This is a genomic window from Bacteroides sp. AF32-8BH, from assembly GCF_003435205.1.
Classification (GTDB): domain Bacteria; phylum Bacteroidota; class Bacteroidia; order Bacteroidales; family Bacteroidaceae; genus Bacteroides; species Bacteroides ovatus.
The window spans coordinates 32246-58633 of sequence record NZ_QVLZ01000031.1 but is presented as its reverse complement, the minus strand read 5'-3'; the positions used below and the strand labels follow the sequence as shown (position 1 = coordinate 58633).

Genomic DNA, 26388 nt, shown 5'->3' with positions numbered 1-26388 from the left:
TAAGATTATATACAATTTCGGAAGAATTCGCGCATTTCACGACGTCCAAGAAATAGGTGGTTTTCTACCGTCCTACAACTTAGATTCAGTTCATTAGCGATTTCCGGAGAAGTTTTATTTTCAAAACGGTTTAATGTATAAATTAACCGACGTTGTTCGGGCATGGCAGCCAAACGGGTCCGTTCCATTGTCACTAAATCATCACTGATAATTTTTTCTTCGGTTTCATTGGTAGAAGTAGACATAGTATCATAGATGTAGCTGTCTATCTCCTGCTTCTTATAATAGCGACGGATATAGTCGATTACAATATTGCGGGCAATAGTGAACAGGAAATATTTCACTGTGTCGGGACGGAGCATTTGTTTGTAGTCGAGCAGACGTACAAATACATCTTGGGTTAGATCCTCCGCTTCGTAGCGATGAGTGATACGATAAGTAATATAGGTAAGAATCACCTGATAATATTCTTCATAAGAACGGGTGATAATGTCGTCGTAAGTGTTAGCTATTGTCTCCATAATACTATCTTTTTCGGTTTTAATCACGATGCAAATATAGAGGGGATTTCGGATATAACAGTCGTAAAATAAAGCAGATCAATCTCAACGAATCTAGTTAGACTTATTTAAACACACTCTTCTCATTATCAACAATTTACATTCACATCAAATAGAGTATCACTTTATAAAATGAGACTCTACACACTAAAATCTACGCATTTTCGCTCCACTTACACCTGTTTGCCCTTACCTTTCTCTCCTTTTCAATCTCACCATTTCACGATCTTACCGATTCATTGTCTCATCAACGGCTTTGATGAGACATAAACATTAAGAGAAAACTTTCATTTCATTAAAGACAAACTTGTTTTGCACTTATTGCAAAGTTACATTTGATTAAGGGTAAACTATAAATGAAAGCTTCAATTATATAATTGCAAGCTTTGTTTTTATAAACGCAAGTTGCATTTATAAAAACAAAGCTTGCGTTTATAGATTACTCCCTATAAAAAACAACTTTGCAATAGGACCAAAAGAAGTTTATATAGGGAGAAGAAGAACTTATCTATTAATAGATAATGGAAAGAAACAAGTGAAAGGAAGAAAGTCACTTAGTGAATCGAGAACCTTCACCCTCTATCCCCGATGAACAGGGAGAAGTGAAGGGTGAAGGGAATATGGGCGCAAAATAGATTTCAGAGATAATAAGTCGAAAAGTTACTCTTCTTTGGCTGTTCCGCCTATACTACGGATGTATTCATTCGGAGTAACTCCCGTACTCTTTTTAAATGAACGGAAGAAAGAAGCACGCGAACTAAAACCACAAAGTTCTGCCAGTGCAGTCAAAGTATAGCGGGAATATTGGCTATCCGCTACCATCTTTTTGAATTGGGTAACACGGTAATCATTGATGAAGTCATAGTAAGACTGATTAAGATACTGGTTCAAAAGATACGATAATGAATGTGAAGAAATATCCAATGCAGAAGCCAAGTCACCCATTTTTAAGTCGGGATTGATATATGGCTTTTCTTTCTCTACATAAGCCACCAGTTTCTTATGAAGTTCTTTACACTCCTCTTCGGTCAGTCTATTGGTCTTATATTTCTCTTCAACAGTGGAAGATTGTTGCTCTGAAATTACTTTCGAATGTTCTACTGTTTGTTCTCTCTGTTGTATTTCCTCCTCCGTTGATGTCGAAATCGACGAAGCAGAGGAAACAAGCAAACGACGCATACGTTTCCAAACATAATACCGTATAAAGGCTATAATTCCTACGATTAATAAAATGGAAAGTGTCCATCCCCACCAAGGTATCATAGGGCATACTGTCACTTGACAGCTAGCTTCGGATTGCTCATTTCCCGGAAGACGTACACGGAAAGTATAAGTCCCGGAAGAAAGTCCGTAATAAGAAACTTCGTTCTGTGCTGCCAATAATTTCCAGTCCTTGTCCACTCCTTCCAATCGATATTCATATAGTAAGGCAGATGGGAGACCATAAGCAAAGTCTGTGAAACAGAAAGTCAAATTATTCTGATTGTATTTCAAAGAGGAGCTGGTAAAAGGGACACCATTAGCTAATATGTCAGTAAATACGATCGGACGGACCTTGCCACGCACTTCGTCCACACGTTTCGGATCGACATAAATCAGTCCTTTGGTGTTACCAAACCACAATAGTCCTTTTTCATCTTTATAAGCAGCTCCATTCGTAAAAGTAGGTCCCGGCACTCCATCATTGAAAGTGAAAGCATCATATTCCTCTCCCTCTTCTTTGATACGCAATAGCCCGTCATTGCAAGCCACCCACAACCAGCCTTGGTTATCTTCTATAACAGACATTAGCGAATTGTCCGGAAGAGTAGAAAAGATAGAGCGGTTCTGGAAACGATCCATCGTTAAAGTAGATGTAAACAAGCTCCCTTTCTCACGGATAAAATAGAGATTGTGTCCAGCATCTTCGTAGATAGTACGCACTTTATCCCGATGAACGAATCCCTCCGGAAACACATTAGAGCGTAAACTTTGAGAAGCCGGGTCATAAATACACATACCGGTTTCGGTGGCAATCCATCCTTTGCCTGTAGAATCAAAACTTACTTCATACACATTGCCCTCCGGCAGTTGGGAGTTAGCACTAGTAAAGTGTTTGATCTGTTTGGTCTGTTTGGTCTGTCCGTTATAACAGAAGAGTCCTTGTGAAGTCCCTATCCAAAGATTTCCTTTTGCATCCGGTTTCACACAGAATATATGTCCCTTTTGAAAAAGCTCCGTATCGCCCTGTGCAAAATATTTCAGAGATAATGTTCCCGGATTCAGTACCATCATACCGCCACCATACGTACCGATATAATATTCTCCTTGATAGAAGCTGATTGTCAGTATCAGATCTGAAGTCAAAACGGGCTTTACAAAACTTTTCACTACTCCGGTGGCTTCGTTTATATAAAACAAACCGTCACGTGAACCGATAACTTTCTCTTGTCCTCTGTTTACGAAAGAACGAATGGAAAGATTTGCCGAATTGAATAAAGGTGGATAGGCATACGTACGGAAAAGGCCGTTCTGATAGAGTGAATAATCCAGCCCTGCCTGAAAATGCCCCACCCAGACGGCACCTCTATCATCTACAAGTAAGGAATAAATAGAATTACTGCGAATTCCTTCCTTATCATTGACATCATGGTAAAAACGACGTGTCACTTGTTGGTCTTTGTGTGAAAGGAAGTGGACGCCATTACCGTCAGTAGCTATATAAACAGTCTCTTTCCCATCGCTGGATATATCAGAAATGACATCGCAGCCTAAAGATACTGTATGAGAGAATGTTTCCTTTTTTATATCAAAACGTACTACACCTTGGCTCATTGTGCCTAGATAAAGCGTTTCTCCAATACGGGTCAGGCAACGGAAATAATCGGCTTCGGGCACATTCTCCTGAAAATGCCAGGAATCAATCTTTCCGTCTTTCAGTGAATAAGAGAACAGCCCCTGCACCGTAGCCAGCCATAATACGGTTTTGTCTTCATTCAGACAAATATCCATGATTCTGTTACAGGCAGCAAGCATATTCCGGTCTGTCAAGACCTGTAGTAATTGACCGTCTTTATGAATGAATAAGCCTTTCTCTGTGCCGATATAAAGACCATCCTCATTAGCCAACAAAGTATTTACGGCAAAATCAATCTTTTCGGGGACAATTCTTTCCAATTGACTGTTTGTACGGTTCAATCGCCAAAGTCCGATTCCATTTCCTACCCACAGTTGTTTGTTGGCTGTTTCTGTAACGCTGTTCACCCGCTTCTTTCTTCCTGACTCAATACCCCGGAATTCAAAATGGCGTACTTTCACTCCATCAAAACGGTCGAGACAATTATCTGTCCCTAACCACACAAAACCTTCGGAATCTTTATAAATAGCATTGACCAACAGTCCTGACAGCCCGTCAGACATGACAATATTACGGAATATATAGTCTTTAGCTTGTAGTTCCACACCACAAGCCAAATATATTAATATAAGAATCAGATATTTAATCGTGTCTTTCACTTACAACTGCTTCCTTTCATATTAAACATGTGACAAACATACATAAAAATCTCCAAAAGGAAGTACTTATAATTAAAAAAGTCATCCCTTCGTATTCTCTATATGCACATAGACAAATACGAAGGGATTAAATTATTTACTCAATGTTATTTGAAAAATATTTGAGTAACAAAAATAAAGAATTTACTACCTTAGAAAAAGATAACAGCATATATACAAGAACGATATTGTAGAATTTATAATTTCACCTTCACCTGCGATTTTTGATAAACTACCGGGATTTTCTTATCATTCACTTCTACAGACACAGGCTTCTTTGTGCTTCTAAAGGTGGTATTTATCTTCGGCTGTCCGTTTATCCAAAGATCAAGTTTCTTATCTTCTGCTTTCTGAATAACGAACAGCTTAGCCAATGATGAAAAGTAAGTTTCATTACCCCGTCTCAATGCACTTCCATAAGCAATAAAGAAGTCCTTAGCGTTCTTTGCTTCAGTACCTTCTGGGTAAGAAACTGCAAACATATAAGCATCTGTCATCCAGTCGTCGGGCATAATCCATGAATTACTGTGCATTAATCTTCCGTCCGCCAGTTGGTTGATATATAAATCGGTAATTTTACCTTTATGACGGATACGAAGCCCTATCCAGTCCTGCCCTTCACGTCTTTCCATTTGAGGCAGGTCTTTTTCATCGGGAGCGTCTTTCAGAATAATAGCTGTCAGTCCTTTCACACGGTTCACCTCGGCTGGTAAATGGAATGAATAATATTTTTCGGTTCCTTTCAAATCTTCCGTAGGAGCTTCTATTTCTTCCCAATATAAATCTTCGGGATAGTCGTGCACAAAATCGGACTTAGCCAGCATGCGGGGATATAAAGGACGGATGACTACTGAAGAATTTCCGTTTGTCACATTCACGTCAATGCCCGATTTCTTATAAGTTCCATTGGTATGCCATAACCATTCGAACTGTCCTACCTTATGTGTCTTCAAATCATCGATCATATAAATCACATTATCCATCCACAGGAAATGACGGAAGTTACGGCTGAAATTATTAGAGACAGGACCTGTTCCATTGGCCAAAACATATTTCACATTGCCCGCATCCAAGAGATGATAAAGATTTCCTCGCAAAGTAGAGCCGCTATACTGTTGTTCACGAGGTTGTCCCTCCCCGTTGAACAGGACTACATTATGTGCCTGGCTTTGAAAAAAATAGTTGCGATAGGCAGGATTGGGATACCAGCAGTTTCCTCCATCCTTGATAATATCAACGCCTTTATGAAAAACAATAAAGGAGTTGGCATCCGCATGGGAATGATTCCACGTATGACCGCTTTTCACAGCAAGCATCGTAGCATCCTTCTCCCAAGAAGTACGCATGGTGGCCCAACCGAAATCCGAGAATAGCTGTGAGGTTTTCAAATCGGGAGTTATGGGAGCTTTACTCAAATCAGGGGTATAGAGAAAGCCCATCGGACGATTCAGGAAAAATCCATCACGATGCTGTCCTTGCTCTACTTGGGCTATATACCACAGAATAGTCGGGTCTTTCAGTCCCAATGCATACAATAACATCATACTGGATTCTGCTGATACGTTCTTATGACTATCACCAAAATTCAAACTATGCAGCACACCTGTACGGGGATAGCATACTTGAGAAAAGTAGTTCGGAAGTTTTGCTAATTGGGGTATATCACCGGGATTTTGTCCCGGATGAGTGTTTATCCAGGCGATCCGAAACAAAAGAGCTTCCTGAATACCAAAATTTGCATAATTGAGACTTTCATACATTCCTCCGGCCTCATCAAAGCTCTTTGCTTTCTGCTGCAAGGCATCGCCTGCAAAGTCAAACCATTCGGGTAGTGATTCATGAAGTTGCTCCACCCAATCTTTTACTTCGGGAAGTTCATTCTGTAGGCTTAATGCTAATATTCCACCCTGGCATACACAAGAAGTCCACCAGTTATGTCCCATAGAATTCAAAGAATGGATACGGGTAGGTTCCAGCAGCCAGTCTCCCAATGCAGGTTCTACAGCCAATCGTTTCAAGCCTTCGGCAATCTTTTTTCTTTCCGAAGAAGACATTATATTATAAGCTGCATCATATCCTATGGCAGAAAGGAAACTCTTATGTGCCATGCCCAGTTGCGAACGCCAGGCAGGAATACGTGCCATCATTTCCATATCTCCCCAGGATTCGGCTTCCACAGCTTTCAAAAGAATCTCTTTGATTATATTTGCATACTCTTTATTATCCGTCATCAGATAGGCCAACGACAAATAATCCAACCGATTGAAATCTTTCTTTTGTAAGGCTTCATCGGCGGTTTTCTGAATATCCTCCCAGGCTTCCCGCAATTTCGGTTCATTCTGCATACGTTGTTTTACCTGCTGAATGCGTTGAGGGGTATACAAAAGTGAAGGATGATTTATCTTTTGTGCAGATACAAACGATGCTAATAATATTCCGATCAGGCATAGAACTATTTGTTTCATGATATTTATTGCTTTTTCATTTTACTGTTCAATATTGATTAAAAATTCTTCTAAAGCTGCATTGAATTCCTCCGGTCGCTCCATATTCATCATGTGCCCGCAATCCTCTATGATTTTCAGCTTTCCATTAGGTAGATATTCCAATATGGGAGGATTTTTTGAAAATTTGTTATCAGAAGAATGACCTTCTACAATTAAGGCAGGTACAGCAGGGTGACTCTTCTTCAATTCTTCAATAGCATCCAGCCCTGCTACTACCCGTACTTCTTTGTGTAGCGGTTGCCACGCATCCCATTCGTCAATCATCTGCCACAAAGGCACACGCATCCGTTCACGCTGGCTACCACCGGATTTCATTAATCCTTCAAACCACTCTTTCTTCATCACTTCCACTCCTTTCTTTTTCAGGGCAGCTATTTCGTCATCACGTACCTTTGCTTCCTCTTTAGTCATCGGTTCACTGGGACCTTTGGACTTTCGAATGTTTCCACTGGCTAAAAAAGCCGATAACATCCGGTCTGGGAAATACGCCAACATATCAGCAGTGATAAATCCCCCCAAAGAAAGTCCGACGATATGCGCTTTCTTGATGTGCAAAGAGTCCATCAAAGTAACCAGATCTTCAACATGCATAAATTGATAATCTTCTGTTTGGGAAGAAGAAATGCCGTATCCTCTTAAATCATAGCGAATGACATGATACTTTTTCGCAAACACTAAAAATTGCTCATCCCACATACGATGGTCAAGCGAATGACCGTGTACAAAGATGATCGGTTCACCCTGACCGGCTTCCTCATAGTATAGAGAGCCGTTTCCTACATTGATACGTCCTTGTTTGACAACCAATGGCTTACCTTTCAGTATTTCTGAAACGGTCCGTGAAATGACAGGGCTGCCAAAGAAAGAAGAAAAACCGTCTTCTTTAGCAGAAGAACCTGCTACATGGGAGATGAAGAATCCGTAAACTTTATCGTGTTTATTTATCCACGGATAAGCACCGGCCCATCCCGGTGAACTAATCTGATAAGCTTCACCTGTCTTTTTATCTATTAATTCACGCCATTCTCCTAATCCGTAGATTCCATTGTGGGATTGTCCCAGTCCTTTCGCTACATAATTATCCGAGTTATTCGAAGGGATTATGGCGCCTTTCACTTGGTCGGCCTGCATTTCTTTCACAGTTTCTGCTGATATAATTTGCTTGCCATTATACATTCCATCGTGATAAATCATGGACAGGAAGTGAAGATAATCATTCATTGTAGTACACAGTCCGCCCCCTAACATGGGTGCATGTCCGCCGTCCGTGTTGATTGGGGTAAAATGAGAGTTTTTCATTTCCAAAGGTTGCGCCAGCAGTTCTTGAAAAAGAGTCTCAAACTCCTCTCCCATCGCCACTTCTGCCATTCTTCCGGCAATTTGCATGGCAAGTCCACCATATTCAAAACGAGTGCCGGGAGTAAAGACTGTATCCAAAGGGAGAATTTCAGTGACTGCCGAATCCAAATGATTATAGTTATCTACACGGGGCTCGGGAAGATATGGACGTACTCCTGATGTATGGGATAATAATTGCCGGAGAAGAATCTTACCTTTAGCATCGTCTTTAAATTCCGGCAACCATTTTTCTACCGGATCATCCCATCCCAAATCAGTACGGTCTACCACCGCGCCTATGACAGCAGCCGCTACCCATTTTCCGGCAGAAGCGACATATACTTTTGTATCGGGTGTATAATCCCGATAGTTCTTCTGAAAAATGACGGTATCATTCTTCACTACACAAATGGATGCTCCGGGGTAATATCCCTTGTCTACCCATCCTTGGATAACAGAATCCAAAGAAGAGAAGTCATACCGACTTCCCTGACCGGATGATATTTTGCAAGAACCGGACAAAAAGCAGATACTTACAAAAGCGGCAATTAATAAACGATTATTCATTTCGTTGTTTACTATCTATTCTTCTGATTGTAAATCCCAATATACGACATAGCGCTGGCGATGCAAATCGTATAGCGGACGAATCACATCTCCTTGTTCTGTCGTAAACTTCAAATCACTTCCTACACGTTGCAAAGCACGTTCAGGGTGTTTCTTATCTAGTTTCAAAGAGGTACGCAAATGTGCTGGGACATGAAAATTATAGGTATAATAATCATTATAAAGAGCAGGATTTGAGAAAGGAGCAGGGGCTTGCATACCTTCAGTTCCCCGTTCTCCCGCCAATACCAACGGGCCATATAACAGGGCTGCCTTATCCGGGTTATCCGGAGTAGTTTCCAGTTTGATTTGCATCGGATAAGTAGCCGAGATTTGATCGCCATCTTTCCATTCACGGGTAATGGCAATATAAGAACCAGATTTCTGTTTTACAGATATTTTCTTACCATTCACCGAAACTTTTACATCCTTGCTCCACGAAGGATAGCGCAGATAAATAGTCGTGCGGACAGGATTTTCTGCCTGAAGAGTAAAACGTGTTGTTTCTTCCTGTGGGAATTCCGTTTCCTGACGGATTGTCAGTCCTTTTTCTTTCCAGGTTACCTGTGAAGGGATAAATAGATTTACATATATTCCCTGATTGTTATGGTAGTAGATGGCTTCTCCAAACTTTGCATGATTCTCAAATCCGCTACCGACACAACACCAAAAAGAGTTCTCTTTTGTGCTATACAGTTTATGAGACCCGGAAAGCAAAGGCAGAAAATAAGCTACCATACCTGTTTCAGGGTCTTGTTGTCCCAAGATGTGATTATACAATGCCCTTTCGTAATAATCCGCAATAGATGAATCGCCCGTCCAGCAGAAAAGATGGCGGCTAAGTTTGAGCATATTATAGGTACAACAAGTTTCTCCGGTATAGCCGGTCAGATGTTGGGATAACTTCTTCGGATCAAAGTAGTGTTCTTTGTCACTGCTACATCCCGGAGCAAAAGTATGATGGTCAATCATGGTGTGCCAGAAGAATTCCGATAGTTTCCTGCTTGTCTCGTTGCGGGTTAACTCGTAGTTGCGGGCTTCGGCTATCACTTTCGGGATGAAAGTATTGGTATGCTTCGTTCCCAAGTCATCACGAAGTTCTTTCAATGGGTCGATTACGTCATTGTGGTAGAAATATTCCGCCAGCCAGCGATAACGTTCATCTCCCGTTATTGAGTATAAATTATAGAATGACTCATTGATACCGCCAAATTCATTGCGGATCATAAGTTTACGTGTTTCTTCACTAAGGGGTTTCAATTTATTGTATGCCCAATCACCCATTCGGGTGACGATAGTCAATGCTTTCTTATTATCCGCATACAGATATTGATCTATCAGCCCGGAGAAAAGTTTGTGCAGAGTATACCAGGGAGCCCATACACCTTTTCCCTGAATATTCCGGTTTATCAGTTCTTCGGGCCAGGCACTCAAATACCCGTTTTTCAGTGCATTCTGCACTTCTTCCAATCCGTTAACCAAGCTATCGCCTTTCAGTTTGAATATCTCACTGCCGGTAGCTGCGTACATCAAACCAAGTGCCGAGAGCATGTGTCCGGTAGTATGTCCGCGAAGTTCGCAATCCAAAGATTCCCAACCACCCAGTTTCTTCACTGTCATATATCCGCCCTCACGTCCGGCAAATACACCGGCATTGGTACGGAAGCTATGTAGCAGACGATTCACATCTATTGACGTCATCCAGGCAGAATCCCGAAGCATATTATCACGGAAACGACTTGGCAACAGGCGAACATCTTTCAAATCAAAACTTTCCGCCTGAAGGGGAGCGACTGTTTCCTTTTTCAACTTTCCCTGATGTTGTCCGGGATATACAGATTGAGCTGACACTATACCCGATACTGTCAATGAACCAAACAAGATTACCGTAACTAAAACTTTCTTATTCATATTATTTCTATCTTTTATCTATAAGATACGAACAAGGTGCCTTAAACACTCAAAGCCACAAAATTATTTAATTAAGCTACAATTCTTTAATTTAAAGCCCACTTTCTTATAAAATTCATCTAAAACGTCCTATCTTTATTCCCCAAATTAAAGAAAGGAGCTACATGGATTTACGTACGGCAAATGTTACAAGATATATTCTTCCTCTGCGTGAGGGAGGCTCATTGCCTGCTCTAGCCGAAGCTGACGATGAATTTAAGTATGTAGTCAAATTCAGGGGGGCAGGACACGGAACAAAAGCGCTGATTGCCGAACTGATTGGTGGGGAGATAGCCCGTGCACTGGGTTTCAGAGTCCCCGAAATAGTTTTTCTGAATCTGGACGAGGCCTTCGGACGAACGGAAGCAGACGAAGAGATACAGGATTTACTTCAATGGAGTCGAGGACTGAATATGGGATTGCATTTCCTTTCCGGTTCGTTGACCTTTGATCCGATAGTACATCAAGTAGATGGAAAAACGGCTTCGCAAGTAGTATGGCTGGATGCCTTGCTGACTAACGTAGACCGTACCATTAAAAACACCAATATGTTGATATGGCACAAAGAACTATGGCTGATAGATCATGGGGCGTCCCTTTATTTCCACCATTCCTGGACTAACTGGCAAAAACAGGCACTGGTTCCTTTTGTACAGATAAAAGATCATGTATTATTACCGTTTGCCGATAGACTGGAAGAAGTAGATATCGAATTCAGACAGATATTGACTTCTGATAAAATCCGTGAGATAGTCAATGCTATTCCCGACGACTGGTTGAACTGGACAGAAGGCACAGAAACTCCACAGGATTTGAGAGACATTTATATTCGATTCTTAGAAGAAAGGATGAAACATTCCGAAACATTTGTAAATGAAGCGCAAAATGCAAGAAAGGCACTTATATGAATACGCAGTCATCCGTTTCGTTCCTAAAGTAGAACGGGAGGAGTTTATCAATATGGGGATTGTGTTGTTTTCCAAACAAGCCAAATACCTGAAATCCCTCTATACGATAGATGAGAACAAACTAAAACTGTTTTCTTCCGAACTGGATATGAATTGCCTGAAAGAAGGGTTACAGGTCTTTGACAAGATATGCATGGGAAATAAAGAGGGAGGAGCCATAGCCAATATGGATATTCCTGACAGATTTCGTTGGCTGACTGCAGTAAAAAGTTCCTGCATACAAGTATCTCGCCCACATCCGGGATTTTCTACTGATTTAGATAAGACTTTGGAAAGATTGTTCAAGGAATTAGTACTCTGATTCCTTGGACAATCTCTTTGTCAAACTAACGGGCAGTAATATAAAAGCTCTGTTCTACTGCTTCAGCAGTCTGCACTTTAGGTTCTCCGCTACGCCCATATTGCCAGGCTACCACTGTCACCTTTACCGGAAATTTTGCACGTGGGGGAATTTTAGTCAATGCCAGTTTATCTCCCTTTATCTCTGCCGGACCTTCTTTTACATAATAGTAAACCGGAAGGCCGGAGTCAGCAGTTCCATTTAAACTTATTTCTTTCACTGAAGCTTTTACATCGGATAGTTTCGGGAAAATTATACTTTGGGGTATCCCTTCCTTATTCCGGTAAGGAATACGAATCTCTACCTGCTGAACGGCACTCCGGTATTTATGATCCTGTTTTACGGAAGCCATCAGGCAGATGCCTCCTGTACGTTTAGGATTATCCAATCCCATCCGATAGAAACGAACAGTAAAAGTTGTATCATTCACCACTTCCACCGGACCGCAAATTCTCGACATTCGAATGGGATGCGTACTGTGTTCTTTTGAATATTCGTTCCTTAACGTATCTGTGTACACTGCTTTCAGGTGGAAAGTGACTCCGTCCGCTTCGGGTTGAAAAGAAGGAGACATACGTACATGGGATTTCGGATTGAAAGTTATCAGTTTTCCTTTTTGCTCAAAGCCGATATACTGCTCTGTCTTTCCACGCTCATTGGCGTAATATTTTTCTGTGGCATCTGCCATTTCCTTATCAAAATACCAAAACGCATGGTTCTTGTCTCCTTTATACTTATCATAGGAAGCGACTTCGGCTGTAGGCTTTTCATTCTTTCGCCAACGGTCTGCCAGCCAGCCATTCTTTGCTTCTACCGGAATTAACTGAATCGGAGCATCCAATGACGAATGCTCCGGCAACCGATATTCCACTGTCTTTTTCAGAAAGAGAGAAAGATAATCAATCAATTCATCGGATATGTCGAAATGTCCGTGTCCTGCATCAGCAAGAAATGAAAGGGGAGCATTCGGATATTCACGACGATAATCGAAAGAGGTTATCAACCGGTCTTCCCACCATTCGTCCTCTCCCATTACCATTAATGAGGGGATACCTTCAATCGTACGGGTTCCCCAATCCAAATTCGCACGCCCGTAACCCGTCAAATGAGTTCTGGGAGAATCACCGTGAATAGAGAGTACGGCCAATGTACGTTCAGGATTCCAGGCGGCAAAGTTCCACGGATAAGTAGCCATTGCCGAGTGTCCGATGGGTATAACCGGGGCAAACTCCAGTTCTGTATATCCGCTTATTTCAGACAAGTTCTTCATCATTGTTTCAAAGATTTGTTGGGTACCTTTTGTCACGTCCCAGCGTTGGTCTATTCCGGGAGTGATCCATATCTCTGCAATTCCCAGTTTGCCCATATTCTTCCGAAATTCAGGATGCTCGAAAATTGTTTCTTCGGTCATATTGTGTTGCCCGATGATGACGGCACGGACTTGTTTACAGTTTTCCGGTATCCATAGATAGGCAGAAGGGTGGGCGTTTGTCTCTTCTGAAATCAGCTCTTTTATTTCCACTGACCATTGCCAGGGGGCTGCTGCCACCTTAGCAACCTGCATGAATAATGACAACAATACAACAAGAAAATATTTATTCATAATGCTTCTTTTAATTGATTTAACTTCCTATACTACGAATATGAAGAACAAAATACTCAAAAAACGACTATATAATAGTAGATATTAAATGCAAAGATAGAGTTATCCGTAAAAAAGGTAGCAAAACCCGTAATCTATATAAAAACAGATTACCTTTTACAGACTAACTTTGTATAGAGGAAATAAAGATAATAAAAACATTAGAATACGCTTTTATTTTAATAATATACTCGATTATGGAAAAAGTAAAATTGAACAATGGCATTGAAATGCCTATTTTAGGTTATGGTGTTTATCAGGTTACGCCTGAAGAGTGTGAACGTTGCGTGTCGGATGCAATCAGTGTGGGCTATCGTTCTATTGATACGGCACAAGCCTATCATAACGAAGAAGGTGTTGGAAATGCAATCAGTAAATGCGGCGTACCACGTGGGGAACTGTTCATCACTACAAAAGTATGGATTTCAAATGCCGGTTACGAAAAAGCTAAAGCTTCTATTGATGAATCACTTCACAAATTAAAAAGTGATTATATAGACTTACTGCTCATTCATCAGCCATTCGGTGATTATTATGGAACTTACCGGGCTATGGAGGAAGCATATAAGGCTGGTAAACTCCGTGCAATCGGTGTCAGCAACTTCTATCCTGACCGCTTTATAGACTTGGCAGAATTCTGTGAAATTACTCCTGCCGTCAATCAGGTAGAGACACACGTTTTCAACCAACAGATAAAGTTGCAGGAAGTAATGAAAGAATATGGTACTAAAATTATGTCATGGGGACCGTTTGCTGAAGGACGAAACGACTTCTTTACCAACCCGACTCTCCAGGAAATCGGTAAAGAATATGGCAAATCAGTGGCACAGGTCGCACTGCGTTATCTGATTCAACGCAATATCATCGTGATTCCTAAATCGACTCATAAAGAACGTATGATTGAGAATTTCAATGTTTTCGATTTTTCGTTAACACCGGACGATATGGCGGCTATCGCTGCGCTTGATACAGCTAAAACACTCTTTTTCTCCCACTATGATCCGGAGATGGTGAAGTGGTTGATTAATTATGGTAAATAGTGGTAAGTAGTAAATCCCAATAAAGACTACAAATGGGAATTTAGCGGTTAAATGAGAATTTATCGGTTAGGCTGAAAGCCTTACAATTATATATTTATTGGGGTGCCCTGAAAGGGCTTAATTATATAGCGTAGGGCAACGCCCTACGTAAAAAAAGCAATCTGAATTTGCGCCCTGAAAGGGCATAATTGTATACGGTTCCGCCCTTTCAGGGCTTGTGGCCGATGTGTCTTTTTCGTAGGGCGTTGCCCTACGCTATATAATTAAGCCCTTTCAGGGCACTCCGCAAAATTATCATTTACTTGTCATTTTCACATACTCAATGACCATCAAAATAATTTGAGTCATTTCTTTAGCGGAGTGAAATGCAATGCGGCTCCGCCACTTGCTTTTAGCTTCAAAACAAGCTTATCTCCGGCTTTTATCTTCTTATGAGTACTGCGTACTTTCGTGCGTGTATTCAGCTTGTCATCATCTTCGTACAGGTGAAGCATGTACTTCTTACCCGGTTCCAGAAAATCCGTAGTCAATGTAATTGTGCGGGCTTCCGTATTCGTCATTGCTCCTACAAACCAGTCATTCCCCGAACGACGTGCCTGAACGATATATTCACCAATCTCTCCATCTAACGCGCGGCTGTCATCCCATACACTCGGAATTGCTTTCCAAAATTCCAGTTCTTCTTCTCCCTGGTAGAATTCCGGTCTGTCATACCAAAACATAAATTGCAAAGGACTGTAATACACAGCTGCCATCGCCAACTGATGTGCTTTCGTATTCTTCACCCGATTATTGAAATAGCAAAGCGTATAGTCTCCTGCACCTGCCAGATAGCGGGTGAAAGGAAGAGTCGTATTGTGTGTGGCATCCGGCATTTCTTCATTTCCACGAATACCTTCCTGCGTCATCAGGTTAGGATAAGTACGGCTGAAACCTGTCGGACGATATTCGTCATGAATATCTACCATCAGATTATATTCTCCACATTTACGAACTGCATCATGCAACCAGGTACTCCAACGCTGATTACCTATCTGTACAAAACCGAACTTGATACCTTTCAATCCCCATTTTTTATACAAAGGCAACAGAATATCCAACTGCTGCACTAATGCGCGCTGATTGACATACACCATAAGTCCGATTCCTTTCGATTCGGCATATTTACACAAAGCAGGTATATCAAGGTCTTTATCAGAAGAAACTGTAGTAGCGTCCGAACTCATTTTCATTTCCGGTCCGTACCAGCCTGCATCCATGTGTACATACTGAATACCGCGTTCTGCCGCAAAATCAATGGCCGCTTTTACTCTATCTTGTTTCAAGTCGCCCGAACGGAATACTTTCCCGGGTTTGATCCAAGAAGTATCAGCCAGTTTGCAAGCCGGATTCAGATTCAAGACAAGATCATTATTATTAATTAAATCGACCGGACGTTCGCCAACCATGATTACACGCCACGGAGTACTGTAAGGAGAAATAATATCGACGCTACTATACAGGCTTGTCTCCAAAGTGGAAGGTTTCTCTGCCGATAAACGGAATTTACCACGAACATAATCCACCATTTCCGCTTCCAACAAGGCTACAGATAATCCATCAGGCAGTTTCAATGTCAAAGGACGCTCACTCTCCTCTTTGCCCCATCCTTCCAACGGACGGAGTTCATAAGGCCCTTGTGCCCAACGTTCATAATACGCCATCGTTCCTTCAGGCATTGTGAAGCTAGTCTGCTCACCGACGATATGCAAGAAAAGCCCGTTTGTCATTTCCGGAAAATGATAGCGGAAAGTAACTCCTTCATTATAGGCGCGGACTATGATATTCATAAAGTAGTTTTTACGCTTATCATAACCACCATCCCGATTACCTTTTCCTTCTCCTTTCTTGAACTTCAAGGTCATCTCATTATAGCAATCACGAACCTCCGCACGCTCGCCATATACAGGCTTCCATCTCTCGTCCGTCTTTTGATGTTCAGTCCCCGTCAACTTCAGATTCTCACACCAAAAATGACAAGTATCATTCGGTATACCCAACGCCGATTCAAACAACTGATTTTCAATCAGAACACCCAGTTTACTTTCTTCAATCACCGGACGATTTTTATAAGTCAAGGTATAATACATTTGTGCATTATCCTCTCCTACCGCACGTTGATAAAAGGTAAAACGATAAGCTCCATCAGGAGACGTCAGTTCCTGACGGGTTTCTGTCATCACATCTTGCGCTTTTATCAATGCCGGTATCACCAACAACAAAAGCAAAATTCTTTTCTTCATTCTATTTACGTTCATGTTTATTCATCTTTCCTATTATATACGAACGAGAAAGAAATTATACTCAAATGTTTATTGCCTGAAAAGCTTATTCCATCTGTTCCCTATAAAAAGTAGGTGTCATTCCTGTCACCCTTTTAAAAATGCGGTTAAAATGTACAGGTGATTCAAATCCGCAAGTAGCACTGATTTGAGATATATTCATCATACTACTATTCAATAGTTTACAAGCATATCCGATACGCATATCAAGTACATACTCTTTGAATGTTTTTCCTGTGTTTTCTTTAAAGTATCGGCAGAAAGCAGTAGGGTTCATCGCTGTATAAGAAGCAATTTCATCCAGACCGATAGACTCGGTATAATGTTTATTCAAATAGGCAATCACTTTTTCCATTCTTTCATTACGCATAATCGAAGGAGACGGAGTATAATGAGAAGTAGTCAGATACTTCCTGTGATTACTGGTAGCCATCATTTGTAGGAGTGAAAGCAACAGGATAATTTGATCTACTCCTTTGGCAGAAGGTATTTGTTTTAATAGCTTAATGATTTTCCCCGAACGGGTAATTGTGAATTTAATTCCTCTGCAAGCATCCTCCAATAAATTCCTGATAGGAATAAACTGGGAGTATTGAGATATAGAATAATGCATGAAGTCTTTTTCAAACTGAATATTGACTCCTCTTACTTTCAGTTCGGATTTTTCTTCGTTATCAGATTCTTCCCCGCCGTCCGGTGGACTTTGCATACTATGAGGCAGTTCGGAACCGAAAAGAATCAAATCACCTTTTGAATAGGAGATAATGCTGTCACCCACCAGACAATCCCCCTCTCCCTTCTCCACATAAATAATTTCATACTCACTATGAAAATGCCACGGATACGTGAAACGTGGATATTCATAAAAGCGGGCACGGACGGGATTAGAAGTCGTAATAGTCAACTTCTCATTCATTATCTTCTTCATAAATCTCCTTTCTAAACTGCTTTTGCAAAGATAGGTAAATATCTTGCAAAAATACGCATCATAGCATGTATAAAAACCCGCTATTTTTGCATCCATTCATAAAAACATTTGATAGAAAACATGAACGAATTATTTAGTATTGCCGGTAAAGTTGCTGTTATTACCGGAGCAGGTGGTGTACTGGGCGGAAATATTGCCCAACACTTTGTACAGCAGGGAGCAAAAGTTGTAGCTATTGACATTCGTCAGGAGCAACTGGACAACCGTGTGGCTGAACTTAAGCAATACGGTAACGATGTAATCGGCATCATCGGTAATGTACTTGACATCGCCAGCCTGGAGAAAGTAGCCGAAGAAGTCGTAGCCAAATGGGGACAGATCGATATTCTATTGAACATTGCCGGTGGCAATATGCCGGGAGCTACTCTCGAACCGGATCAGCACTTCTATGATATGGACATCTCTTGCTGGGAAAAAGTGACTAACCTGAATATGAACGGTACAGTTTATCCGTCTATGATATTCGGTAAGGTAATGGCAAAACAGAAGAAAGGATGCATCATCAATGTATCTTCTATGGCTGCTTATAGTGCTATCACCCGTGTACCGGGTTACTCGGCCGCTAAAACGGCAGTAGCCAACTTCACCCAATGGCTGGCAAGCGAAATGGCACTGAAATACGGTGATGGTATCCGTGTAAATGCTATCGCTCCGGGATTCTTTATCGGTGACCAAAACCGTCGTGTACTTATCAACCCGGATGGTTCATTGACCGACAGAAGTAAAAAGGTGTTAGCCAAAACTCCGATGAATCGTTTCGGCGATATCAAAGAATTGAACGGTGCTGTACAATTCCTGTGCAGTGAAGCCGCTAGTTTCGTAACGGGAGCTATGTTGCCTATCGATGGTGGTTTCAGTGCATTCAGCGGCGTTTAATATTTAATCTTTTAATTTATTCAAACGCTATGATGGAAAAAACATGGAGATGGTTCGGCAAGAAAGATAAAATCACCTTGCCGATGCTCCGTCAGATAGGTGTTGAAGGAATCGTCACTGCATTACACGAGGTACCGAACGGAGAGATTTGGACAGTAGAAGCCATCAACGATTTAAAATCGTATATTGAATCGTATGGGTTGCGCTGGTCGGTCGTGGAAAGCCTTCCGGTTTGTGAGGCAATCAAATATGCGGGTACGGAACGTGAACAGTTGATTGAAAATTATAAAGTAAGTCTTGCCAACCTAAGTAAATGCGGAGTGAAAACAGTCTGTTACAACTTCATGCCGGTAATCGACTGGATACGTACGGATTTACAGTACCCTTGGCCGGACGGTACCAGTTCGCTTTACTACGACCGTATTCGTTTCGCTTACTTCGACATCAAAATACTGGAACGTGAAGGAGCTGAAAAAGACTACACAGAAGAAGAACTGCATAAAGTTGCCGAGTTGAATAAGGTTATCACAGAAGCAGAAAAAGACGCTTTGATTGATACGATCATTGTCAAGACTCAAGGTTTTGTTAATGGCAATATCAAAGAAGGAGATAAAAATCCGGTTTCCATCTTCAAGCGGTTACTTGCTTTGTACAAAGATATAAACCGGGATGCTTTGCGTGAAAATATGCGTTATTTCTTATCTGCAATCATGCCTGTATGCGAAGAATATGGAGTTAATATGTGCGTACATCCGGATGACCCTCCATTCCAGGTATTAGGTTTACCACGTATCGTTACCAATGAAAATGATATTGAATGGTTCCTGAATGCCGTAAATAATCCTCATAATGGATTGACTTTCTGTGCAGGCTCTTTGAGTGCAGGCGAGCATAACGATACACGTGAGTTGGCTAAGAAATTTGCGAAAAGAACTCATTTCGTACATCTGCGCAGCACAGCTGCCATGCAAGGTGGAAACTTCATTGAAAGCTCCCATCTTACGGGAAGAGGACATCTGATTGATCTTATCCGTATCTTCGAAAATGAGAATCCGGGATTACCGATGCGTGTAGACCACGGACGAATGATGCTGGGAGATGAAGATAAAGGTTATAATCCGGGATATTCCTTCCACGGACGTATGCTGGCTCTTGCACAAGTAGAGGGAATGATGGCTGTAGTAGATGATGAGAAAAGACGACAGATAATATTATAATCATTACAGTACTGATATAGTCAGAGCTTCGTCAGAGCAATAACCTCGTTATTTGTTTTAAGGCGGGAAATATTTTGTTTCAAGCGTTGAAACTGATGGTTTCCCGCCTTGAAACTTTAGTTCCAAAGGCTCGAAACTCCAGTTCCAAAGGCGGAAAACTATAGTTTCTAAAGCAGGAAGATTCTGTCTCAAAGACAAGAAACGACCATTCTGTCTCTAGGCTTTTAGTTATAATCATATAATTCCGATGCAATAAATACAACGGACTGTCCTCTCAATAGCTAAACCTTTCAATGCCAATGCATACTGTAAGCGTCGACAGTGTGAGGGTAAATTTTACCCTCACACTACCCTCACCCACGAAAGTACGATGGATAAAGGGATTGAGAGCCGGGTGACAGTGTGAGGGTAAAATCAACACAATCTTTTATTTGTTAGCTACTTTATCTGTATCTTCCCTACAAAATCTTTTTTATCTATATTCAGTTCTTCCAAAGAGGCGATCCGTTTGCCGTTCAACATTATGTTCTCAAACAAAATATTCTCAACCTTCCTATTCTTATCATAACCTTCCATCAAAGAAGGATTGATATATTTCCCGGTACATGAAATATTACGGAACGTTATGTTTCTGACACCTCTGCCGGGACCTGTGTTATATTTTTGGTTATACATCACCCGAAGATGAAATAACTGTCCTTCCTGGATATGTTCCACACGAATATCCTCAAAAGTGATGTTTTGTGCCAGATTGTGATCTCCTACATTAATAGTCATGCAGCCTTGATAATCACGATCGTCCTCATCATGTTCCAAGATATCGATATTCTTGAACAATATATCTTCTAAAACCTCATCTCCTGTTTTCGTATTTCCATGCGTACCGATATTGATAGGGTGAGCAATATCCGCCCATAGTGTAGAATTAAGTACACGGATATTACGAGAATCTCCATAATAATTCCAACGATGCGTATAGATGGCTATACAGTCGTCTGAATTACGAAGAAAAACATCATCAATCACGACATCCGAGCAAGACATAAAATCCAATCCGTCACTCCAACCCTGATAACTGAATGATTTCAGATTCTTGATAGTAATTCCCTGTGATTGTCCACCGGAAACTGTATAGTGACGGGAGTTGACAACTGTAATTCCATCAATCAGTACATTCTTGGAGTATGCCACCGATATTCCCTGCTGCGGTTCAAGCAACATACCGTGTCCGAGAATCTTTACATTCTCTACACTGTCGCAAGTCAGGCAACCTTTCAGCACCGCTCCACCTTCCAGATAGACAGTCGTGTTGGAAGGAATACGGAAGCATTTGCCTGCCACATCTGTGGGTTCATGTATACCGGATTCAAAATACATCACATTCGGATCATTCTTATCAGGCACATTCTCAATGATCGGATTGGCAAACACATGCAGATTATTCAAACGGTCACCGTTGAACTCTACAGAGAGTTTTTGTGGTTTATCCAATGTGAACAGCAGAAAATTTCCGTCTATCTCCGGCTGAATTCCTTTAGATAGTGGACGCACTACTGCTGAACGGAGTTCCCCGTTATTCTTTTGCACCAGCACTTCCACTTTACCGGAAAAATCAAACTGTACCATGGTTGCATCCGACTTGGTATCCATATCTACCTTTACATTATATTCATAAAGGTCTACCCAATCTTTTTCACCCACTTGCCGTACTTTTACTGTATAATCGTCATTGTGGCGGGCATAGTAGATGCCTTGTGGCACCGGATAGATGACAATTTTTGCCTGTATAACTCCTGAAGTCATTACAAGTAAAAATGTAAGCGCTATTCGTATCAATCTATTCATTTTGAATTATTCATTTATTGTGCATACATCAATGTACCGAGTCCAAGTACATCATACCCACCAGAGTTAGCATCATAATAACCGCCGCCGCCTTCTATTCCTACATATTCGGTAGCAATCTTAGTATATTTGAGATTATCATCCGAGATGTTTTTTATCCCTTTGTAATGATAGTAAGGCAACGCCCATATCGCACGTTTGATCCATTTACCACCACCAAGTGTTGTTTGTTCTTCCGGAATCGGATATCCCCATTGACTCTGTTTTTGCCATATATAAGTAGTATATGGTACAGTCTCATTAGTGTAATTACAACAAGCGGCATATTCGCAGGCCCGTAGGAAGAGATTATCATCATAAGCAAAGAAATCGTCTCCCTGGCTCCATGCCAACTGACAAATAACTCCCATCAATCCGACACACATTAACGTGTGTCCTTGGTCACGTCCACTTTCCTGCCATTGAGCAAAGTTATAGTCCGGTGCATAATCGTGATAGATAGCACGACGTAAACGTCCGTTTGTATCACCTGTCTGCAAATGGGCGATACCTTCATTATAAATATCACGACGATCGGTTACAATGCCGATAGCCATTTTAGCCGCTATATTACAAAGACACCAGTTAGCCCAATAGTGTAACGCATTGGTATCATGATGACGTTTCAGGAAATCATCATTAGCAGGATAGAACACTTTAAGCAACCAATTCTGGAACGCTGCGAAGTCCGCACGATCCCATCCTCCATAATCCCTCAATAATTCACCGGCAATAGCAAATTCATAACCATAAAGTCCTGCAGCAAGCGATAAATTCGTATTACCTGTTACACCTACACAAGTCTGTACCCACTTATTCAGATTCTCCACCGCTTTTGCCGCATATTCATCATCTTGTTCAATCTTCCAACGAAGCGCCTGCTGATATGCAATAGTGGCCCCTCTGGCTGCATTCATATAATTTTCATCACCGGAAACTCCACGTTTAATCCATTCCGTAGGATAAGTATCTGCCGTCTTCTGCGAAAACTGACTTTCTACTAATAATTGATAAGCACTTACCCAAGGCTCTTCTCCGGCAGCTTTTTTATCCCGGATACGCTGGAAGTCTTCCTCCGTATGCAACCCTTCATGCAGCATGGGTTCCGTTGACGGTTTAAGTTCAACCTGTTCCAAATTTACATTATTATCAGGAAGAGGAATTTTATTCAAATCAGTTTCCACATTGACACCCGGAAGGTCAATGCCGTCCCCACATCCTACTAAAAACAGGGTAGCAAATACTGCGGTTATATAATATATCTTTTTCATCATATTTTTGGTTTAATGGTACACCGTATCTACCATTGATTACGGTGCACCCAATTATAGTTTATTGCTCTACTAACTCTAATTTGAAATTATCTATCTTAGCCCGTCCTTGTTTTACTGTAATCGTACATACAAAACCAATGACAACATCGGTAGGCTCTTCAACAGAAATATCAACTACTACATCACCCGTACCTGAAATAGAAGCGTTTGCCAGACTCTTACTTGGTATATCACTCGTATTTGCCATCTCATTACCTTTACAAACCGCAACATAACCGGTAAAACCTCTGCGGTCATATTCATAAACGTGTGCCGTCAACTTATATTTTCCTTTTTGAAGATGAGAAGTCTGATATACCTTACCATCATTTTTAGGATTGTCAAATCCCCAATCTGTTTGTAAAGCCAAACCTGCATCACTTCCATCACCATATTTCGTTTTAAATGCCAAATCAACAGCAGCACCTCCTTCACCAGCAGTCAAGTTAGAGTTCTGAACTATCCAATAAGCAGCTTTTGCCCACTCTCCTTTTTTATGGAATCCTTTATCCCCACCTTCTTTTACATATTCAAAAGGCTGTTTATAGTTCATGAGTACATATTGAGAAATATCTCCATCCACCGGCAGAGGTTGCAACATATCACTCTCTACGGGTTGTGCAATACCTTCAAACACCATTGTTACTTTTCCACCATTGAAACCCTGCGGAACCGTTACAGTAATAGAAGTCGTAGTAATCTCTTTAACCGTAACGGGTACGGATATTCCCTCAAAAGTAACTGTAACAGAATTCTTATCCGTTCCAAAACCCTTTCCTGTAAATGTTATTTCCTGTCCGGCTTTTACTAATGTACCATAAGGATAAATATACGGTGTTTCAACAGAAGTAATTTCTGGAGTTTCCCAAACCTCAAATGTGCCCGATTCGCCCATCTCTATTTCCTTACCCTGAATTATCAGTTTAATCTTCACCGGAGCTTCAGATGAAACTCCTTTGGGAACATTCACTACGATATTACCTTTATCATTCAGTGTCACTTTATCACAAACTGTTTCTCCGAAAAAGACCTGAATATTTTCAGCTTTCGTACCAAAGTTCTGACCAATGATCGTTACTTCCGCATTAATATATCCGGCTTTCGTTGAAATGCCTGTTACTGTCGGCATCGGTAATACCGTATATTTCAACTGTGTCCCGATAGTTTCAAACGGAGTAATGACAGTAATTGTATAATCTCCGGCTTCCAACGAAGCAGGTACAGTGAGTGGAATACTCTTATCCGTCAAATTATCTGTATCTATTGCAGCTTCTACAGGTTCTCCGCCAGCTTTAAAGAAAGTTACTTTCAAAGGCTCCAACCCTTCAACAGACTTATCCAGCAATTCTTGCACAAGATTGGTTCCTGTTATTGCAAATTTACTGCCAGCAAAACCTGATGGAACCGGTTCGTCTTCCTTAGGAGTATCAAGCGTTGCATGCTTCAACACAGTGAAAGGATAAGAAGCCAAATCAATCGTTTGTTCTGCCATAATAAGTGTCATAACTCCACTGACAGCTGTCTCGGGAACTTTGGCCGTAAATTCGGTATCAGTAGGTGTACCCACAATCTCTGCCTTGTCTGTGGAAGTCCCGAAAGTCAAAGTATACAGTGTTTTAGAAGAAACAAATTCTTGTCCTTCGAAAACGATACTGGCACCCGGAAAACCATAAGAAGGTTTCACTACGCTGACACCCGGCTTACCAAGTACACGATAAACTAGATCAGTCTCCACACGTTGCCCGAAAACCTCAACGGTTATCTTTCCGTTTGTTGCCGATTCCGGCACTTTCGCAAGGATAGCATCATCAGCGCAAGAGACTACTACTGCCTCCTGGGAACCGATAAATACTTTCACATCTTCTGTTATGATACCAAAATCACTGCCACTAACGGTAAACTCATTCCCAACATATCCTTCTACGGGATCTATCTTTGTTACAGTCGCCACAGGATCAGTGTAACTCATTGGAACAATTTCTTCATTATCCTCGTCACAAGCAGCTAATGCGAAAAGCGAGAGAAAAACGGGAAACAGATAGTTATATATTTTCTTCATAATCTTAATTATATTATCACGATGAATTACTCTTTTTTCTTTTTCCACATCATTCAAGAATCAATTTCAATTCTGTCACCTTAAAGTATGAATTACCTTTAGCCAGAGAAGTCAGGAATCCAATGACAACATCCGTTGTCTCCGTCACTTCAAATGAAGGTGTAACCAACGTACCCGAATCATTCGCTGTTCCCATTTTATCATAGGCCACATAAACTCCATTTAGTTGCTCAAGATCAGCGACATTCGGTATATCACTTTCACTATCTCCTTTAGCTATCAATACGGAAATAAAGTTCCCCGCATCAGTAACTACCAATGTATATGCATAAGTGACTTCCAGTCTGTATTTACCAGGACGGAGCGTAGCAACCTGCCACATTTTCCCATTCGTATAAGCTTCTTTATCCCATCCATTCTGGAATGCTAACGTTAAGCCTTCTTCTGATTTATATTGCATTCCGGAAACAGTCGTATTGCCTTTTGCATTGAACGATGCTGCATTTTGATTCCACACTGCCGGAGTCCACCATTCACCGTTCTTCCAACTTTCATCATTTGCCTTGGCAAACGGCTGCTTATAGTTTTGAAGATAAAGCACTGTCACATCACCCTTCGAGTTAGGATTGAACATTGCACCACCTGTCATTGTATATCCGTGAATAGTCACAGTCACACTACCTGTCTGATAATCAGCAGGAGTTGTCGCAACAATAGTAGACTCATCCACCAGCTCAAATTCGGCCGGCGTTCCATTGAAACTAACAGAAATATCGGATGGATCCGTACCAAAGTTTTCACCTGTTATAGTGACCTTGTCTCCCGTATCGGCTACCCCTTCACCGTCTTCACTATCAGAAGTCACTGTAATGACACGTGGCGTAGGCAGTACTGTATAATGACCGATATTCTCCACCTTTTTATTATAAATCTGTAAAGACAGATTGCCTGTTACTGCAGTTTCCGGCACTTCCACTACCAAACGGTTATTTTTGCAATCGAGCACTTTATTGGATTGGGCTTCACCGAAGAAAACTTTCACTGCTTCAGCACGGTCACCAAAATTGGTTCCCGTAATAACTACCTGTGTAGTGACATATCCGTCCGTAGGATAAATGCTCTCCACTACTGGCACGGGATAATCATAAACTCTATACTTGGGGTCTTGCTCACAACCGGAGAAAAGTGCGGAAACACAAGCAAGTATTGCCAAGTGAAATGTATATTTGAATAAAAACTTCATAT

17 protein-coding genes are annotated in these 26388 nt (G+C 41.2%); 5 read left to right on the top strand and 12 right to left on the bottom strand.

All coding sequences use genetic code 11. The annotated features are described in order from the left end of the window. Positions 1 to 5: 5 nt before the first annotated feature. The 5 genes from DWZ47_RS20410 to DWZ47_RS20390 form a co-directional block, all read right to left on the bottom strand. Positions 6 to 521, bottom strand: a complete 516-nt coding sequence (locus DWZ47_RS20410) for an RNA polymerase sigma-70 factor (RefSeq protein ID WP_117514448.1) — start codon at positions 519 to 521, stop codon at positions 6 to 8. 699 nt (positions 522 to 1220) lie between these two features. After that, a complete protein-coding gene (locus tag DWZ47_RS20405) occupies positions 1221 to 4055 on the bottom strand; it encodes a two-component regulator propeller domain-containing protein (protein WP_117514446.1) in 2835 nt (944 codons plus the stop codon). A gap of 236 nt (positions 4056 to 4291) precedes the next feature. Next, positions 4292 to 6559, bottom strand: a complete 2268-nt coding sequence (locus DWZ47_RS20400; RefSeq protein ID WP_117514444.1) for a heparinase II/III family protein — start codon at positions 6557 to 6559, stop codon at positions 4292 to 4294. A gap of 21 nt (positions 6560 to 6580) precedes the next feature. Continuing rightward, positions 6581 to 8506, bottom strand: coding sequence for an alpha/beta fold hydrolase (locus DWZ47_RS20395; protein WP_099146614.1), 1926 nt, complete (start codon positions 8504 to 8506; stop codon positions 6581 to 6583). Positions 8507 to 8521: 15 nt separating this feature from the next. Beyond that, positions 8522 to 10456 (bottom strand): glycoside hydrolase family 127 protein, encoded by a 1935-nt coding sequence (locus DWZ47_RS20390; RefSeq protein WP_008774953.1) that lies wholly within the window; start codon positions 10454 to 10456, stop codon positions 8522 to 8524. A gap of 164 nt (positions 10457 to 10620) precedes the next feature. Here DWZ47_RS20390 and DWZ47_RS20385 point away from each other — a divergent pair, with 164 nt between their 5' ends. Further along, complete coding sequence (locus DWZ47_RS20385) at positions 10621 to 11403, top strand: HipA family kinase (RefSeq protein ID WP_004308580.1); 783 nt, start codon at positions 10621 to 10623, stop codon at positions 11401 to 11403. Beyond that, positions 11381 to 11764, top strand: a complete 384-nt coding sequence (locus DWZ47_RS20380) for a DUF3037 domain-containing protein (RefSeq protein WP_004305884.1) — start codon at positions 11381 to 11383, stop codon at positions 11762 to 11764. Before DWZ47_RS20385 ends, DWZ47_RS20380 begins: the two co-directional genes overlap by 23 nt. A 25-nt stretch (positions 11765 to 11789) precedes the next feature. Here DWZ47_RS20380 and DWZ47_RS20375 read toward each other — a convergent pair whose 3' ends face one another. Then, on the bottom strand, positions 11790 to 13406 hold the full coding sequence (locus tag DWZ47_RS20375) for an alpha/beta fold hydrolase (protein ID WP_117514442.1): 1617 nt from the start codon (positions 13404 to 13406) through the stop codon (positions 11790 to 11792). A 236-nt stretch (positions 13407 to 13642) separates the two neighbouring features. Here DWZ47_RS20375 and DWZ47_RS20370 point away from each other — a divergent pair, with 236 nt between their 5' ends. Then, positions 13643 to 14485 (top strand): aldo/keto reductase, encoded by an 843-nt coding sequence (locus DWZ47_RS20370; RefSeq protein ID WP_004308578.1) that lies wholly within the window; start codon positions 13643 to 13645, stop codon positions 14483 to 14485. 344 nt (positions 14486 to 14829) lie between these two features. On the opposite strand, the gene DWZ47_RS20365 is transcribed toward DWZ47_RS20370, so the two are convergent. Continuing rightward, the gene (locus tag DWZ47_RS20365; protein ID WP_004310216.1) at positions 14830 to 16782 is read right to left on the bottom strand and encodes a glycoside hydrolase family 97 protein; all 1953 of its coding nucleotides are present in this window, start codon (positions 16780 to 16782) and stop codon (positions 14830 to 14832) included. Positions 16783 to 16852: 70 nt separating this feature from the next. After that, entirely contained in the window at positions 16853 to 17734 is an 882-nt protein-coding gene (locus tag DWZ47_RS20360; protein ID WP_004310215.1) for an AraC family transcriptional regulator, read from the bottom strand. Positions 17735 to 17854: 120 nt separating this feature from the next. Between DWZ47_RS20360 and DWZ47_RS20355 the strand changes: the two genes are divergently transcribed. Together DWZ47_RS20355 and uxuA are read left to right on the top strand one after the other, a co-directional pair. Further along, positions 17855 to 18670, top strand: a complete 816-nt coding sequence (locus tag DWZ47_RS20355; protein WP_008020332.1) for an SDR family oxidoreductase — start codon at positions 17855 to 17857, stop codon at positions 18668 to 18670. A gap of 29 nt (positions 18671 to 18699) precedes the next feature. Next, entirely contained in the window at positions 18700 to 19887 is a 1188-nt protein-coding gene (gene uxuA, locus DWZ47_RS20350) for a mannonate dehydratase (RefSeq protein ID WP_117514440.1), read from the top strand. 438 nt (positions 19888 to 20325) lie between these two features. Here the strand turns inward: uxuA and DWZ47_RS20345 are convergent, their stop codons facing one another. The 4 genes from DWZ47_RS20345 to DWZ47_RS20330 are packed head-to-tail and all read right to left on the bottom strand — an operon-like array spanning position 20326 to position 26386. After that, positions 20326 to 21732, bottom strand: coding sequence for a glycosyl hydrolase family 28 protein (locus tag DWZ47_RS20345; RefSeq protein ID WP_117514438.1), 1407 nt, complete (start codon positions 21730 to 21732; stop codon positions 20326 to 20328). A 14-nt stretch (positions 21733 to 21746) separates the two neighbouring features. Then, on the bottom strand, positions 21747 to 23045 hold the full coding sequence (locus DWZ47_RS20340) for an alginate lyase family protein (RefSeq protein ID WP_059365531.1): 1299 nt from the start codon (positions 23043 to 23045) through the stop codon (positions 21747 to 21749). Between the two features lie 58 nt (positions 23046 to 23103). Further along, a complete protein-coding gene (locus DWZ47_RS20335; protein WP_117514436.1) occupies positions 23104 to 25143 on the bottom strand; it encodes an IPT/TIG domain-containing protein in 2040 nt (679 codons plus the stop codon). A gap of 49 nt (positions 25144 to 25192) precedes the next feature. Continuing rightward, positions 25193 to 26386 (bottom strand): DUF5013 domain-containing protein, encoded by a 1194-nt coding sequence (locus DWZ47_RS20330; RefSeq protein WP_004302353.1) that lies wholly within the window; start codon positions 26384 to 26386, stop codon positions 25193 to 25195. Between the last annotated feature and the right edge of the window lie 2 nt (positions 26387 to 26388).